The sequence below is a fragment of the Sediminibacillus albus genome (assembly GCF_900101125.1).
In the GTDB taxonomy this organism is placed as follows: Bacteria; Bacillota; Bacilli; order Bacillales; family Amphibacillaceae; genus Sediminibacillus; species Sediminibacillus albus.
The window spans coordinates 452,129-467,414 of sequence record NZ_FNFL01000002.1 but is presented as its reverse complement, the minus strand read 5'-3'; the positions used below and the strand labels follow the sequence as shown (position 1 = coordinate 467,414).

Sequence of the window (15,286 nt, the reverse complement as noted above, 5' to 3'; positions counted from 1 at the left end):
CTTGGTCAAGCTGTCTCTGTTGTTAAGTCCAAGCTGGCAAGTATTTCAGCCTTATAAGCAGCCAATTCACTGCTTCCCCTTTCTCTCGGTCTAGATTCTGTAATCGCGATTTCCCGTTCCACCGTCCCCGGCTGGCCCCGCAGCACAATGATCCGGTCGCATAAATAAGCTGCTTCATCCACATCGTGTGTTACCAGCACCATTGTCGACCGGTAACTCCTCCACACTTCAAGCAGCAAATCCTGCAGCTGCATTTTGGTAAACGCATCAAGGGCACTGAACGGTTCATCCAGCAGTAGAATTTCCGGCGACGTTGCAAGTGCTCGGGCAATCGCCACCCGCTGGGCCATTCCGCCTGAAAGTTGTTTTGGATATAATATTTCATTGCCTGCAAGTCCGACACTTTCCAAGTAACGGCCTGCCTTCTTTTGCTTTTCCTCTCTGTTTCCCTCAAGACCGAAGGTGACATTGTCGAGAACATTTAACCAAGGCAGTAGTCGGGGTTCTTGAAACATAAAACCAGTCGTCTTCTGTATGCCATTCACTTTTTTCCCATTAATCTCAATAACCCCGTCATATGCATTGTCAAGGCCCGATATGGCACGCAGCAGCGTACTTTTTCCGCAGCCGCTCGTTCCGAGAAGGCCGATAATTTCCCCAGGTTCCGCACGGAAGGAGACATCCTGAACAGCAGGTTTTCCTGCAAATGTCCTCCCGACCCTTTCTAATTGCAAACTCATCGCTTTACCTCCTTACGATTTTGCAGCCCGGTCTTGCCAGTGCAAGGTCCGGGTCTCCAGTTTTTTCAGGATCCAGTCCGACAGCTTCCCAATCACGGCGAACAAGACAATACTGGCTATGATGGTTTCCGGAGCGAGTGTATTCTGGCCGACGACCAGTAAATATCCAAGTCCCTGGCTCGCACCCATCAGCTCTGCTGCAACGACAAACATCCAGCCCAATCCTAAACCGCTGCGAAGTCCGACCAAGAAAGAAGGAAGAGATGCTGGCAGAATAATCCTTCGCACCAGCTGGAACATATTCAGTCCATACATTTTCCCTACTTCGATCAACTTTCGGTCGACGCCTCCTATGCCACTGACAATATTTAAATAGACCGGAAAAAAGACACCGACAGCAATCATGGCAATTTTGGACGGTTCGCCGATTCCCATCCATAAGATGAACAGCGGGACCCAGGCAAGGGAAGGGATGGAACGAAACGCCTGGATAAGCGGATCGAACAATGCCTCCGCATGCTTATAAAACCCAACCAACGAACCGAGTACGACAGCTGCCGCCGTTCCAAGCAAAAATCCCATCAGCACCCGGTAGCTGGTAATGAAGACATGTCCCCAGAGCGTGCCGTCTTCCGCCATCCCTGCAATTGTTCCTAAAATAACGGACGGAGCAGGAAGCTGGTAGGCGGGAAAGACTTCCAAGCGGCTTAACACTTCCCACACAACCACCAACAAAAGCGGAAAAATACTTCCCAATAAAAGAGGATGGGTGAACGGATTCTTTGGTTTAGCCGCCGATGGCTTGCTCTTGCTTCCTGCGGTGAAGATGCCGCTCACTTCACTTTGATTTTTTGCCATAGATGCTCCTCCTCTCCGACTTGTTTATTCCGATATCGTTTCTTCTGCAAAAGATGGATCAATCAGTTCGTCTGTCAATTCTTCGATATTGGCCTCCGGATCAATCGTCTCGCTTTCCTGCAGCACTTTTCCTGCCTCTACCAATGCTTCCCGTTGTACTTCGCCGGGAACAGGCTCGGAAAAATCGTTTCTTTCCAGCTGTTTGACCGCGACTTCCTCTTTAATTTCTGCTTCCTCAGCCAATAACTTAGCAGCTTCCTCCGGGTTATCCTGGACCCATTTTCTAGCTTTTTCGTAAACGTTGATCACACGGTTAACGTAGTCCGGATGCTTTTCGGCAAACTCCTCGCGGACATTCAAGAAACCGTACGTATTAAAGTCAGGATTTCGATAAAAAAGCTCAGCATCCGATTCCAGTTCCAATCTGGCCATATGCGGATCAAGTCCTGCCCATGCATCAACCTGCCCGGATGTCAGTGCAGATGCTCCGTCACCGTGCTGCAGGTTGACGATTTCCACATCTTTTGGAGGCACTCCCTCTGCTTCAAACGCACGCAGCAGGAAAATATATGGATCTGTTCCCAGCGTTGCCGCTACCTTTTTCCCCTTCAAGTCGGCTAAATTGGAAATATCGGAGTCTTTCCCTGCGACCAACGCAGTCCATTCCGGTTTGGAATAGATGTAGACATTTTTAATAGGGGCGCCGTTCGCTTTCGACATCAATGCTGCTGCACCAGCAGTTGATCCGAAGTCGACGCTGTCGCTATTTAAAAACTCGAGTGCTTTATTGCTTCCCTGGCTTAATGCCCATTCAATTTCGATTCCTTCTTCTTCGAATTCTTCTTCTGCCCAGCCAAACTTTTTCAGTACAAGACTAGTAGGAGAATAATAAGCATAATCAAGTCTGATTTTTTCGGGCGTTCCTTCCGAGCTGGCGCTGGAAGAGCAGCCGACAGCAAGGATTACCAACGCCCCTAACACTGTTATAGCCAAAAAACTTCTGATATCTATTAACGGAATTCGTTTCATCTATTTTCGCTTCCCTTCTATTCTTATATTTCACAAGCATAAGTGGTGATTGTGCCGCGCAGCCGCTGTGCTTCTTTATAAGTACAACGGTTATGCACGACCTCGAGCCCGGCGTCTCTGGCAATATTCGCAGCTTGCTCCGATACAACCCCTTCTTGTAACCAAAAGATTTTCGGCCTGACCTCGGCTGCTTCTTTAGCAATTCCGATAGCTGCTTCAGGGCTTCTGAAAACTTGCACAATATCAATCGGTTCCGGAATGCTTTGTAAGTCTGGATATGCTCTTTCTCCCAAAATTTCCGTTTCCCGCGGATTTACCGGGATGATTTTATAGCCAAGCCGCTGCATTTTTCGTGCCAGCCGGTGACTCGGCCTTGCTTCCTTTCCGCTTAATCCGACGATGGCCAGTGTCTTTTGCCGCTGCACTTCTTTGCCATCCTTTACTACTTTTTCCTGCGGAGATTGCAATGCCCACCGAATAACTCCTTCATCATTGATAACAATCCTGCTATCTGCTGGGTCACCTTCTCCCGTGGCCTTTTTCAGCGCAGTGTCCAAATCGTTTATCAGATCTCTTACTGATTCTATCCCTACCGAAAGCCTGACAAGCTCCTCCTTGACTCCCGTAGCAGCCAGCTCTTCTACCGATAATTGCTGATGGGTAGTAGATGCTGGATGGATGATCAATGACTTTGCATCTCCAACGTTGGCTAAATGCGACCATAAAGCAACATTATCAATTAATTTTCTGCCAGCTTCTTTTCCGCCTTTAATACCGAAATTAACAATTGATCCATACCCATTATTCAACAGCTGTTTACTACGCTCGTGGGATGGATGGTTATCTAAACCAGGGTATGAAACCCACTCTACTGCTGGATGGCTTTGCAAGTACTCCGCCAATTCAAGAGCATTTTGATTATGCCGTTCTACTCTCAAATGCAGTGTTTCCAATCCTTGTAATAGTAAGAAAGCGTTAAAAGGACTAAGACTTGAACCAAAATCCCGTAGCAGTTGTACTCGGACCTTTGTACTGAAAGCAAGTGTGCCAAAATCGACCGCATAACGAATTCCGTTATAGCTAGGGTCCGGTTCTGTGAATTGCGGATATTTTTCTGAGTTCCAATCAAACCTGCCGCCATCAACGATAACTCCGCCAATCGAAGTGCCGTGTCCTCCGATCCACTTCGTTGCTGAATGGACCACGATATCCGCTCCTAATGTGATTGGCTTGCATAAGTGTGGCGTAGCAAATGTATTATCGATAATAAACGGTACTCCATTCTCATGAGCTATATCAGCAACCCTTTCCACATCAAGTACATGCAGGCTTGGATTACCAATGATCTCTCCATATACCGCTTTTGTCTTATCCGTAATTGCCGCCCGGAAATTCTCAGGGTCAGCTGGATCCACAAATCTTACGTTAATTCCGTATCTTGGTAGAGTCGTGGAAAATAAATTGTAGGTTCCTCCATATAAATTGGCAGCAGCGACAATTTCATCTCCAGCGCTTGCCAGATTCAATATAGAAAGAGTGATAGCAGCCATACCGGAAGAGGTTGCGACTGCAGCCACTCCTTCTTCCAACAATGACAGCCGTTTTTCAAATACATCGACGGTAGGGTTGCCCAGCCGTGAATAAATATTACCTGGTTCATCTAGTGCGAATAATCTTTCCGCATGCTCCGTATCATGGAACACATAGGAAGTTGTTTGATAGATAGGTACAGCCCTTGACCCGGTTGTTGGGTCCGGAGACTGCCCGCCGTGAAGGGATAATGTTTCTAAATCGTAAGTATGTGCCATAAATAAATTCCTCCTGTACTTTTCCTTTTCTCCAATAAAAAACCCTCTTCATAAGAAGAGGGTTTTAAAATGCATATGCCTCCTCTTATCTACCAGGATTAATCTCCTGCAGGAATTAGCACCTTTTCAAATCGGATCGATTTGATGGTTGCCGGGCTTCATCGGGCCAGTCCCTCTGCCTCTCTGGATAAGAGTCCGTATTCAATTTTTCTAATAATTACTTTACTAAAAATCAAATGTATTTGTCAAAATATTTTTTATTTTCTTTCTCCTTTGATCAGCGTTCCAGCTTTTCTTTAATAACATCGCCCCATTTAGAAAACTCAACCAAAAAGCCATCATGGCCAAACCGGGTTTCTACATGGGTATACTCAGCTGGTTTTGCTGACTCGGCTAATTGATCGACTAACTCCTGCAAAGCAGTCGGCGGAAATAATAAATCGCCGCTATAACCAAGTGCTGTTACAGGGGCTTTGATATATGAAGCAGCCTGCTGCCAGCCGCCTCTTCCCCTGCCAATATCATGTGTATCCATAGCCTTAAGCAAGTAAAGGTAGCTATTCGCATCAAAACGTTTGGTCAATTTTTTGCCTTGGTAATCAAGGTAGGACTCGACTTCGTAGGCAATTTCATCATGAAAATTGCCGGCAGGAGCCCGCTGTTTTCTGGAAAAACGCTCATTAAACAAATCTCCGGAGCGATAGGTAATCATACCAACCATCCTCGCCAGGCTTAATCCGCTCTCTGGAATCGCCATTTCCGAGTAATTGCCGTTATTCCAATTCGGGTCCCGCAGAATTGCTAATCTGGCAATGTTATTGAAGGCTATCGCATAGTCGCTTAGGTACGGTGTTACTGCCAGCGGAAATAACTGATCCATCATTTCAGGATACATTACTCCCCATTCCAACACCTGCATTCCACCCAGTGATCCACCCATCACGGCTGCCATATGGTCTATTTCCAACTTCTTCAACGCCTTATATTGAGCTTGCACCATGTCCCGGACAGTAATAAAAGGAAATTTAGCCTGGTAAGGTTCTCCGGTGTCAGGGTTCGTACTTAAAGGACCTGTAGATCCATTGCATCCGCCAAGGACATTGAAGGAGATCACCTGGAACCTATCTGTATCGATGTAGCCGCCGGAGTAAATCATTCCGGCCCAATACCCTTGATTCTCCTGGTCACCTGCTGCATACTGGCTCCCGGTAAGTGCGTGGCATATTAAAATGGCTGGGGCATCGATCTGGCCAACTCGTTCGTAAGATAGTTCAACATCCCTCAGCAATGTCCCTGATTCCAGTGTTAAGTCGCCGATGGACACTTTGCCGGTTTTTCTTGCTGCAGCCGTTTTTACTTCCATACAACGGTTCCTCCACCTTTCATCTTTTCAAATAACAAGCTTTTTTTATCAGTTTTTATTCAACGTATTTTCGGGCCAGCGGCGCTTGATTGGCATTGAATTCACGAATCCATACCGCTAGCCAACTAAAAAATGCCTCTCTAGAAGATAGAGAGGCATAAATAATAAATTTCGCTCCTTATCTTCCAAGCTTCCGCTTAGCAGGAATTGGCACCTTTTTAAGCTATGCTTAATGGTTGCCGGGTTTCATCGGGCCAGTCCCTCCACCTCTCTGGATAAGTATTCACAATATTTCGTTTTGGTTAACAAGAATTCTAGCATGGCATTTTTATCCTGTCAATATGTTTTCTGCCTATTCACACTTTTTATAATTATTATCAAGAAAAAACTTTTCTATAGTTTATCTTATTACCCGAATGGGAAGAGATAATTACGGCAGACGGGCCCGTTGCCACAAATTCAAAAAAATAGTATGAAGAGCAACCGATTCTGGAAAAATACTTAAAAAGGTGGTTTTTAACTTGTTTTTTCACAAAAAAGAACTTCAGTTCCATGCCAAACCAGAAAAGTCTGATCCAGTTTTCGCGAAGCAATTACAAGAGATTATCGGCGGCCAATTTGGCGAAATGTCAGTAGCTATGCAATATTTATTCCAAGGGTTCAATACCCGCGGCAATGAAAAATATAAGGATTTAATTATGGACACAGGTACCGAAGAACTGGGCCATGTGGAAATGATTGCCACGATGGTTGCACGCCTATTAGATGGCGCACCAATCAATGAGCAAGAGAAAGCTGCCAAAGATCCTGTAATCGGCGCGATAATGGGAGGAATGAATCCACACCATGCGATTGTTTCCGGCCTGGGAGCTACCCCTGAAAACAGCGCCGGGGTACCATGGAGTGCAGGATATATCATCGCCAGCGGAAACCTAATGGCTGATATGCGCGCCAACCTGAATGCAGAGTCTCAGGGAAGACTGCAAGTAGCACGTCTTTATGAATTAACCGAAGATCGCGGAGTAAAAGATATGCTTTCCTTCCTCCTTGCCAGAGACACCATGCATCAAAACCAATGGATGGCAGCCTTACAGGAGTTAGAGGAAAAAGAAGGCGGCAAAATTGCTCCAACTACTGTGCCTGATGAATGGGAAGCAATGGATTTCTCCCACAAACTTTATAACTTTTCAGAAGGAGAAGACAGTGCACGCGGCGCATGGGCAACAGGCAATGCACCAGACGGCCATGAGTTCCAATATGAGAGCAGCCCAGTTGGCTATGGCGGCAAACCCGAATTAAAACCGGCACCGCCATATGTGCATTCCACACCTCCTCTCGATAAATAATAGATTCGATAGGATAGGCTTGTGCTTTGATTCCAAGCACAAGCCTATTTTTTCGTTTTTATAGAAACATTTGAGGGTAAACATATTTTCACATTAATTCGTTTTGGAGGAGCATATGGTTTATTCACAAGAACTCGAACAAAAAATAGAATGCTTGAGAGAGAAAATGTACGAAGCGTACAAACAAGACCCAAGCAGCCCAAAGGTGATCGAAATTTCCCAAACCTTGGATAAAGCCATTAATCAGCTGGACAGCCAAAAAAGAAACAAATAGATTGGAATAATAGTAGTAGATTTTACTTTTATCCTCTTTTCTCTTTATTATCGAGCATAGTCAGTGCCGTCTATTATTTGTTTGCTTTTTTGCGCTTGCATTGAACTTTCGTTTATCGTATAATAGTCGTTGTCAGTCGCTGATAATACTCGCTTTAGGGAGTTGGCGATGTTTCGGTCCGCAGGAGACGAAAACATACAGTGATTTATTAACAATATTATTATGCGCTCGTAGCTCAGTTGGATAGAGCGGTGGTTTCCGGTACCACGTCTGTCGGGGGTTCGAATCCCTCCGAGCGCACTCAACGTACATAATCGTTGGTATGACGGTATTCTCTCCCGAAAGATTAGGTGTAATCGTCTCCGGTGGGTATCCGGATAGACACGGAACATAATTTCCGTCAGCCTCTTTTTCGACAAGTTACCGTCCCATTACCGGCCATTGTTCGCGACCTTTCGTAAAATAATACGGGAGGTTATTTTTATGCCTAAAAACGGAAGTAAGAAAGCTATTACGTCAATGAAGCGAAATGGCGTCGTCAAACGGCGCGAGGTTCAGCCGCAAAAAGTAAAGTCCGGCAACCATTCGGATTTATACGCAGACAAGGCGCCCTTGCGGCGTCTTTTTTCACTCTGCGGGAACAGCAAACAGCAAAAAAAGGCTGTTTTCTAACAGATTGTTGCTTTTAGTATAATCTTTGTATAAGTTGAATTTTCTGATAAAATCAAATTGATATTCAAACTTTAGGCTTTCTAAACCGTATGGATATATTAAGGGAGGTTTTGTTATTAATAAAAAGATTTTAGGTGTTTCAGCAGTGATTTTAGGAATGATAATTTTACTTTATTTAATGGTTGGTAATTATTATGACCTTCAAATAGCTTCGCAAAGAGCATCAGAAGATACTAAAACCCTACTTATAACAATGTCTTTGTGGGCATTCCTATTTGGTGTATTGATGGAATGGAAAGGTTTAAGGAGCCTTTTTAATGGACGAATTAACTTTAATTGGAAACTTCTTATTCCAACATTGATTTTATCTATTCTTGTCTTTATACCAAATATTTATTGGATGAGATGGTATGGAGTATCGCAGGACATTTATCCTAACATCTTTTTACTACCTGAAACACATATGATTTTATCGGTTTTAGCAGGAACGATGTTGGTTCGTACATTTATAGACAATAAGTAAGATTGACTTCTTTATGAGAGGTCTTTTTTATGCACTTCTTTTTAACATATTGACGGTATTGTCATTAGACTTTTGACACGCTGAAATAACCATCTGCTCTACTCGTTTATCAAACGCTAAATCCTTACCTAATTCGAGCCTCGTTGCTGTATCAGTGTATAACAAAGCAGGCGGGTAAATAAACTCCTAAACAAAGTGTCGATTTCTTAGGCTTTAACACGTCCTGTTCAAGCTTTTCGAGCAATCATATTACTATTTCTATCTTGTGCTACAACAACAGCGATTTTAAGGTTAGAAATTCCTCTTTTCTTATCTTTTTCAACACGTTTTTTTTGTCCTTCTATGTGTGATTTCCCGCTTTCCTTTTAAGAACTCACGGAAGAAGGTTTCATCACTTTCTATAATTCCTTGCAATCGATCGAAACCGTTATCAAGAACGATATATACCATTAGACTTAACAGATCTACTCCTGCAATGAACACAAGTAATTCCAGAAGCAAATCGTGTAGCAAAAAAATAAATAAACCGTGTCGGGGGTTCGAATCTCTCCGATCGCATTCATTCAAAGGATTTCAGCAACATGCTGGAATCCTTATTTTATGCTTGTATTTATCCTCCGATTCTTATCCCTTTCAAAGTTAATTTCTTTTTTTTGAGAAAAAAGAGAAAAAAACCAATTCTGTTTCATAGTCTGTATAATGAATAGATAATTCAGAAAAGTTTGACTTATGCAAACATTTCGTAAGGAGGGCGAGCATGAAAGAGGAAACTCCTATCTTAGAGGTCAAACAATTACATACCCATTTTTTTACCAAGGCTGGTGTTGTAAAAGCGGTTGATGGAGTACATTTTGATATCAAGCCGGGAGAGACACTTGGAATCGTCGGAGAGTCTGGTTCCGGAAAAAGTATTACTGCTATGTCTATTATGCGGTTAATCCCCTCTCCTCCTGGAAAAATTGTCGATGGCCAAGTTTTATTTAAAGGGGAAAATCTTCTCAATAAGTCGGAGAAGCAAATGAGGAAAATTCGCGGAAAAGAAATATCTATGATATTCCAGGATCCCATGACCTCACTTAATCCGGTCTTCACAATTGAAAAACAGATGGTGGAAACCATCCTTGTCCATGAAAACTTGAATAAACAGCAGGCAAGAAATCGCGCGGTCGAACTGTTGGAGTTAGTCGGCATTCCTGAGGCAAGGGGCAGGTTAAAAAATTATCCCCACGAATTCAGTGGTGGTATGAGGCAAAGAGTCATGATTGCAATGGCACTAGCTTGTAATCCAGAGGTACTGATTGCCGATGAGCCGACAACTGCTCTGGATGTTACCATTCAAGCCCAAATACTCGAGCTGCTGGCAAAGCTGCAGAAAGAACTGGGAATGGCCATCATCATGATCACCCATGATTTAGGTGTCGTTTCGGAAGTGTGCGATCGAGTAATGGTGATGTATGCAGGAAAACCAGTGGAATATACCGACAAAAAAAGTTTATTCAAACAGCCTAAACATCCCTATACACTAGGGCTGATGAATTCCATTCCGAAAATTTCTGCGAAAAAAGAAAAACTTGAAGCAATTGAGGGGCTTCCTCCCGACCTACGCGCTCTTCCAGGGGGATGCAGTTTTGCTCCCCGATGTTCACAGGCAACGGAAATCTGCTTAACTACTGATCCAGTATTGATTGAACATGGGAACAACCACCATGTCCGTTGTCTGCTATACGAGGAAGAGACAGAAAAGGTGGTGTCAGAATGAGCACTTTACTTGAAGTGAAAAACCTAAAAAAACACTTTCCTATAAATAACGGAGGGCTTTTAAAAAAACAAAACGGGGCAGTGAAAGCAGTGGACGGAATTTCCTTTCAAGTCAAGCAAGGGGAAACGCTTGGTCTTGTCGGCGAGAGCGGCTGCGGTAAATCGACGGCTGGACGAGCTATTTTAAAACTTCTCGAGCCTACAGAAGGGGAAATTCGCTTTAAAGGAGAAGACATAACCGGTTACCGCGGCGAAAAACTGCGGAAATTGCGGAGGGATATGCAGCTGATTTTCCAAGATCCCTATGCTTCATTAAACCCAAGGAAAACCATCGAACAAATCATTACGGAACCGATGAAAATTTTTAACCTGCCAAAACAGCAAAGGAAAAAGAAACTTGATCGCCTGTTGGATGTAGTTGGTTTAAGTTCTTACCATAAGCAGCGTTACCCGCATGAATTCAGCGGGGGCCAGCGTCAGCGCATCGGCATTGCCAGATCACTGGCTCTTGATCCGGATTTAGTCATTTGCGATGAACCAGTTTCAGCGTTAGATGTCTCGATCCAGGCACAGGTAATCAATTTAATGGAGGATCTTCAGCAAGAATTTAATCTTACCTACATATTTATCGCTCATGATTTGAGTGTGGTCCACCATATTAGTGACCGGGTTGCTGTTATGTACCTCGGACAAATTGTTGAAATCGGCGAGGTGGAGGAGCTTTATAGCCATCCTAAGCATCCGTACACCCAGGCACTGCTTTCAGCAATACCGGAAGCGGATCCTGAGCTATCCCGGGAAAGAATTCTTATAAAGGGAGACCTCCCTTCGCCTTCTGACCCGCCGCTCGGATGTAAATTTCACACTAGATGCCCTTACGCAGAAGAAATCTGCCGGACCTCCAACCCGCTTTTGAAACAAGTATCATCGGGCGGACAACAAGCTGCCTGCCATTTTGTTAAGGAAGTGGCATTAGAGCATTAATGTTCTATGCCAATTCTTATATAAATTTTTTAAGGGGGAAAATTATGAATAAAAAAGGATTGTGGACATTGTTTGGCCTGCTCTTATTAGTTGTTTTAACAGTCAGCGGCTGCAGTAACGATCAAGCCGGCACGGAAGAGGATACCGGAGATGAAACCGCGGAAGCAAGCGACGATGCAGAAGGCAGTGAAGGTGAAAAGACGCTTGTCTTTGGCAGAGGCGCTGATTCAGTGCAGCTGGATCCTTCTCAAATAACAGACGGGGAATCCATCTATGTCACGAACCAGGTCTATGATACGCTTGTCCGCTACAAGGAAGAAAATACGGAAGTCCGCCCATCTTTAGCCACTGAATGGGAAACCAGTGAAGACGGCCTCGTCTGGACCTTCCAATTACGCGATGATGTAACCTTCCATGACGGTACCGATTTTACCGCTGAGGATGTCGTGTTCAACTTTGAACGCTGGGCCACTTCTGCTGATTTCATCTACTATGGATATATGTTTGGAGCGACAGAAGATAATTTGAAAGGAATAATTGAAAAGGTAGAAGCCACAGGAGATTATGAAGTTAAATTCACTTTATCCGAACCAAATGCACCATTTTTATTCACCCTTGCCATGCCGCCATTCGGAATAGCAAGCCCTGAAGCTGTAGAAGAACATGGCGAGGATTACTTTAAGAATCCAGTTGGAACTGGTCCATTTGTTTTTGAAGAATGGGTGAAAGATGACAATATCACTTTAGTGAAAAACGATGACTATTTCGGTGAACCAGCTAAAATTGACAAGGTTATTTTCCGGACAATACCTGATAATGGCGCTCGTTTCATGGAACTCCAATCAGGATCCATTGATGTGATGAACGGTCTGAACCCGCAGGACATTCAACAAGCGGAGTCAGATGAAAACTTGCAAATTATCCGCAGACCTTCGATGAATGTCAGCTATATGGCAATGAATACAGATCAAGACGGCCCCATGGGCGAAAAAGAAGTCCGCCAGGCAATCAATCTGGCCATCGATAAAGAAAAATTGCTTACATTATTTGAAGGGGTTGGTAAAGCTGCCAAAAACCCGATGCCTCCTTCTTTATGGGGATATAACGATGATGTAGAGGATTACGGGTTTGACGTTGAAGAAGCTAAACGACTGCTAGCTGAAGCTGGTTATGCAGACGGATTCAAAGTCACGCTTTATTCTATGGCGAATCCGCGCCCATACCTGCCGCAGCCGAAAGTAACTGCTCAAGCTATTCAAGAAATGCTTGCCGAAGTAAATATTGAAGTAGAAATCGTGGAAAACGATTGGGATAGTCATTTAGCTGCTACCGAAAACGGCGAACATGATATGGCCTTTTTAGGATGGACTGGCGATAATGGCGATCCTGATAACTTCTTATATGTATTGCTGGATAAAGACAATGCAAAATTAGGCTCTGCCGGTAATATTGCCTTCTATAAAAATGATGAAGTCCACGATTTGTTAAAACAGGCACAAACAGAAATGGATCAAGACAAACGTTCGGAGTTATATATGCAAGCTCAAGAACTTATCCATGAAGATGCGCCTTGGTTCCCGATCGCCCATACAACACCACCACTGGCGGCTAATAAAGACGTGGTCGATTACCTGCCGCATCCAACTGGAAGTGAACCATTCAACTTCCTGGATATCAATAACTAAACGTTAAAGCCACGAACCTTATGGAAAGAAGTTACCTTTGGCTGTTTCAAAGGTAACTTCTTATTTAAGAAAATACTGAACCATAAGTTATCAGCAGAACCGCCGCTTTATTTGTAACATTTAAACAAAAGATCTTTGAATTTCATTGGTCTAAATGGAGGGAATGTCATGGTTAAGTATATTTTGCGACGGCTCGTCATGCTCATTCCGGTACTTCTCGGGGTATCGATCCTGACCTTTTCTCTCATTCACTTAATTCCGGGAGACCCGGCTAAAAGTATGCTTGGAGAGAAATCAACGGAGTCACAGCTGGAGCAGCTGCGGGAAGAATTGGGATTAAATGATCCGTATATTGTACAGTATGGCAGATTCGCAGGAAGCATTCTTCAGGGTGATTTAGGGGAATCAGTCAAGTCCAAAGAAGACATCAGCATTGAAATCATGAACCGGCTGCCAGCTACAATGGAATTGACAGTATTCGCCATGGTTTTGGCTATATCAATAGGTATTCTAGCCGGCGTAATAGCTGCGGTTAAGCAGTATTCCTGGTTTGACAATCTAAGTATGACTGGTGCGCTGTTTGGAGTTTCACTTCCTATCTTTTGGTTGGGACTGATGATGATTTGGTTTTTCTCGGTTCAGTTAAATATTCTGCCAGCCTCCGGAAGAATATCTAATAATATCGAATTAAATTCGATAACGAATTTTTACTTGCTGGACAGTATAATAACTGGAAACTGGGCTGCATTTAAGGACGTATTATCCCACCTTATTATGCCAGGCGTAGCGTTAGGAACAATTCCAATGGCGATTATTGCACGGATGACACGCTCAAGCATGCTGGAAGTCATGAAGCAGGATTACATACGTACTGCCAACGCCAAAGGATTAGCACGGCATTTAATCGTCTTCCAGCACGCGCTCAAAAATGCATTTTTACCAGTATTGACCGTCATCGGTCTTCAATTCGGCCTGCTGCTGGGCGGTGCTGTTCTGACGGAAACAATATTTTCCTGGCCAGGCATTGGCCGTTATGTGTACCTGGCAGTAATGGGAAGGGATTATCCTGTCGTCCAAAGCACTATTTTGATTATCGCTGTTATTTTTGTCATCGTTAATCTGATTACTGATATATTATACAAATATTTCGACCCGAGAATCAGCTACGATTAAGAAAGGAAGTGAACTATCATGCCAGCTTTGCCGCAAACGACAAATCCACCGGAATTACCAGGACCAAAAAACAACGCGTCTGCCAAATCTTCCAGCCTTTGGCTTGATGCTCTTTCCAGATTAGTAAAGAGCAAGACCTCTTTTATTGGTCTATGCATTATTTTACTATTAATTGTCATTGCAATCATGGCTCCCATTGTAGCCACCCACAGTCCGACTGATCAGCAATTATTAAATCGTTACCTTGCCCCCTCTGCCGAACATTGGCTGGGTACCGATGAACTAGGGCGGGATATATTCAGCCGTATTGTGTACGGGACACGTATCTCCATCCAAATTGGAGTGATTGCCGTTGGAATATCGGCTGTTATCGGGATACTGCTGGGAGGGATTGCCGGTTACTTCGGCCGATGGATTGACCAGGTCATTATGCGGATTATCGATATTATGATGGCTTTTCCCAGCATCCTATTAGCTATAGCCCTTGTGGCTGTCCTTGGCCCTAGTTTAACTAATGCAATGATTGCAGTGGGAATTGTCGGAGTTCCGCAGTTTGCCAGAATTGTCCGTTCCACTGTCCTATCCGTAAAAGAAACGGAATATATCGAAGCAGCCAGAGCTATCGGAGCAAAAAATAACCGTATATTATTTCAGCATGTGCTGCCCAACTGCCTGGCGCCTATCATTGTACAGGCTACACTTAGTGTTGGCACAGCTATTCTTGATGCTGCAGGGTTAAGCTTTTTAGGAATGGGTGCCCAGCCGCCTTCTCCAGAATGGGGAGCCATGCTTAGCGATGGCAGGGCTGCGCTGCAAACTGCCCCGTGGGTGGTAGCATTCCCGGGTCTCGCTATCTTTTTTGTTGTGCTGGGCTTCAATTTATTTGGCGATGGGCTACGGGATGCCTTGGATCCCCGTTTGAAGCAATAGATCAACTAGTCTTGGAGATTCACAGATACTTATCTTTCATCTAAACTTATAAATCTCTATCGTGTAGAATAGAAGGTAAAGCTGCCAAGCTTTACCTTTTTTAAACCCACTGAGAAATACAAGAGCTCGGTGCAGAAACATGT

The 15,286-nt window shown here is 44.1% G+C and carries 14 protein-coding genes, 1 tRNA gene, 1 pseudogene and 2 riboswitches; of the genes and pseudogenes, 10 read left to right on the top strand and 6 right to left on the bottom strand.

Annotated elements, in window-relative coordinates; all coding sequences use genetic code 11:
* Nucleotides 1-5: 5 nt before the first annotated feature.
* The 5 genes from BLR93_RS08315 to metX form a co-directional block, all read right to left on the bottom strand.
* Nucleotides 6-740 (bottom strand): ABC transporter ATP-binding protein, encoded by a 735-nt coding sequence (locus tag BLR93_RS08315; protein WP_093213167.1) that lies wholly within the window; start codon nucleotides 738-740, stop codon nucleotides 6-8.
* Between the two features lie 12 nt (nucleotides 741-752).
* Entirely contained in the window at nucleotides 753-1,598 is an 846-nt protein-coding gene (locus BLR93_RS08310; RefSeq protein ID WP_093213165.1) for an ABC transporter permease, read from the bottom strand.
* A 24-nt stretch (nucleotides 1,599-1,622) separates the two neighbouring features.
* The gene (locus BLR93_RS08305) at nucleotides 1,623-2,627 is read right to left on the bottom strand and encodes an aliphatic sulfonate ABC transporter substrate-binding protein (protein WP_093213163.1); all 1,005 of its coding nucleotides are present in this window, start codon (nucleotides 2,625-2,627) and stop codon (nucleotides 1,623-1,625) included.
* A gap of 23 nt (nucleotides 2,628-2,650) precedes the next feature.
* Complete coding sequence (locus BLR93_RS08300) at nucleotides 2,651-4,435, bottom strand: PLP-dependent aspartate aminotransferase family protein (RefSeq protein WP_093213161.1); 1,785 nt, start codon at nucleotides 4,433-4,435, stop codon at nucleotides 2,651-2,653.
* An 82-nt stretch (nucleotides 4,436-4,517) separates the two neighbouring features.
* A riboswitch (SAM riboswitch) is annotated at nucleotides 4,518-4,629 on the bottom strand.
* Nucleotides 4,630-4,712: 83 nt separating this feature from the next.
* Nucleotides 4,713-5,798 carry a homoserine O-acetyltransferase MetX gene (metX, locus tag BLR93_RS08295; RefSeq protein ID WP_093213159.1) on the bottom strand — a complete coding sequence of 362 codons (1,086 nt, stop codon included), beginning with the start codon at nucleotides 5,796-5,798 and terminating at the stop codon, nucleotides 4,713-4,715.
* Between the two features lie 175 nt (nucleotides 5,799-5,973).
* Nucleotides 5,974-6,080, bottom strand: a riboswitch (SAM riboswitch).
* A 239-nt stretch (nucleotides 6,081-6,319) separates the two neighbouring features.
* Here metX and BLR93_RS08290 point away from each other — a divergent pair.
* The 5 genes from BLR93_RS08290 (at nucleotide 6,320) to BLR93_RS08270 (ending at nucleotide 8,613) form a co-directional block, all read left to right on the top strand.
* The gene (locus BLR93_RS08290; RefSeq protein WP_093213157.1) at nucleotides 6,320-7,144 is read left to right on the top strand and encodes a manganese catalase; all 825 of its coding nucleotides are present in this window, start codon (nucleotides 6,320-6,322) and stop codon (nucleotides 7,142-7,144) included.
* 115 nt (nucleotides 7,145-7,259) lie between these two features.
* Nucleotides 7,260-7,418, top strand: a complete 159-nt coding sequence (locus BLR93_RS08285; protein ID WP_093213155.1) for an aspartyl-phosphate phosphatase Spo0E family protein — start codon at nucleotides 7,260-7,262, stop codon at nucleotides 7,416-7,418.
* Nucleotides 7,419-7,642: 224 nt separating this feature from the next.
* Nucleotides 7,643-7,718: transfer RNA gene (locus BLR93_RS08280), tRNA-Arg, on the top strand.
* Between the two features lie 183 nt (nucleotides 7,719-7,901).
* Entirely contained in the window at nucleotides 7,902-8,090 is a 189-nt protein-coding gene (locus BLR93_RS08275) for a hypothetical protein (protein ID WP_093213153.1), read from the top strand.
* Between the two features lie 145 nt (nucleotides 8,091-8,235).
* A complete protein-coding gene (locus tag BLR93_RS08270; protein WP_093213151.1) occupies nucleotides 8,236-8,613 on the top strand; it encodes a hypothetical protein in 378 nt (125 codons plus the stop codon).
* Between the two features lie 27 nt (nucleotides 8,614-8,640).
* Here the strand turns inward: BLR93_RS08270 and BLR93_RS18280 are convergent.
* A pseudogene (locus BLR93_RS18280) lies at nucleotides 8,641-9,039 on the bottom strand (IS1595 family transposase); the annotation flags it as partial.
* A gap of 331 nt (nucleotides 9,040-9,370) precedes the next feature.
* Here BLR93_RS18280 and BLR93_RS08260 point away from each other — a divergent pair.
* From BLR93_RS08260 to nikC, 5 genes are all read left to right on the top strand, one after another.
* Complete coding sequence (locus tag BLR93_RS08260) at nucleotides 9,371-10,372, top strand: ABC transporter ATP-binding protein (protein WP_093213149.1); 1,002 nt, start codon at nucleotides 9,371-9,373, stop codon at nucleotides 10,370-10,372.
* Complete coding sequence (locus BLR93_RS08255) at nucleotides 10,369-11,355, top strand: ABC transporter ATP-binding protein (RefSeq protein WP_093213146.1); 987 nt, start codon at nucleotides 10,369-10,371, stop codon at nucleotides 11,353-11,355. The genes BLR93_RS08260 and BLR93_RS08255 overlap by 4 nt, the downstream gene beginning before the upstream one ends.
* Before the next feature lie 44 nt (nucleotides 11,356-11,399).
* The gene (locus tag BLR93_RS08250; protein ID WP_093213143.1) at nucleotides 11,400-13,040 is read left to right on the top strand and encodes an ABC transporter substrate-binding protein; all 1,641 of its coding nucleotides are present in this window, start codon (nucleotides 11,400-11,402) and stop codon (nucleotides 13,038-13,040) included.
* A 168-nt stretch (nucleotides 13,041-13,208) separates the two neighbouring features.
* Entirely contained in the window at nucleotides 13,209-14,213 is a 1,005-nt protein-coding gene (locus BLR93_RS08245; protein ID WP_093213141.1) for an ABC transporter permease, read from the top strand.
* A gap of 27 nt (nucleotides 14,214-14,240) precedes the next feature.
* On the top strand, nucleotides 14,241-15,143 hold the full coding sequence (gene nikC, locus BLR93_RS08240; RefSeq protein WP_425440932.1) for a nickel transporter permease: 903 nt from the start codon (nucleotides 14,241-14,243) through the stop codon (nucleotides 15,141-15,143).
* Nucleotides 15,144-15,286 lie beyond the last annotated feature (143 nt).

Coding starts and splice junctions, on each gene's coding strand:
- BLR93_RS08315 (WP_093213167.1), bottom strand. CDS start 740: ATGAGTTTGCAATTAGAAAGGGTCGGGAGGACATTTGCAGGAAAACCT.
- BLR93_RS08285 (WP_093213155.1), top strand. CDS start 7,260: ATGGTTTATTCACAAGAACTCGAACAAAAAATAGAATGCTTGAGAGAG.
- BLR93_RS08245 (WP_093213141.1), top strand. CDS start 13,209: ATGGTTAAGTATATTTTGCGACGGCTCGTCATGCTCATTCCGGTACTT.
- BLR93_RS08260 (WP_093213149.1), top strand. CDS start 9,371: ATGAAAGAGGAAACTCCTATCTTAGAGGTCAAACAATTACATACCCAT.
- BLR93_RS08255 (WP_093213146.1), top strand. CDS start 10,369: ATGAGCACTTTACTTGAAGTGAAAAACCTAAAAAAACACTTTCCTATA.
- metX (WP_093213159.1), bottom strand. CDS start 5,798: ATGGAAGTAAAAACGGCTGCAGCAAGAAAAACCGGCAAAGTGTCCATC.
- BLR93_RS08305 (WP_093213163.1), bottom strand. CDS start 2,627: ATGAAACGAATTCCGTTAATAGATATCAGAAGTTTTTTGGCTATAACA.
- BLR93_RS08250 (WP_093213143.1), top strand. CDS start 11,400: ATGAATAAAAAAGGATTGTGGACATTGTTTGGCCTGCTCTTATTAGTT.
- BLR93_RS08275 (WP_093213153.1), top strand. CDS start 7,902: ATGCCTAAAAACGGAAGTAAGAAAGCTATTACGTCAATGAAGCGAAAT.
- BLR93_RS08310 (WP_093213165.1), bottom strand. CDS start 1,598: ATGGCAAAAAATCAAAGTGAAGTGAGCGGCATCTTCACCGCAGGAAGC.
- BLR93_RS08300 (WP_093213161.1), bottom strand. CDS start 4,435: ATGGCACATACTTACGATTTAGAAACATTATCCCTTCACGGCGGGCAG.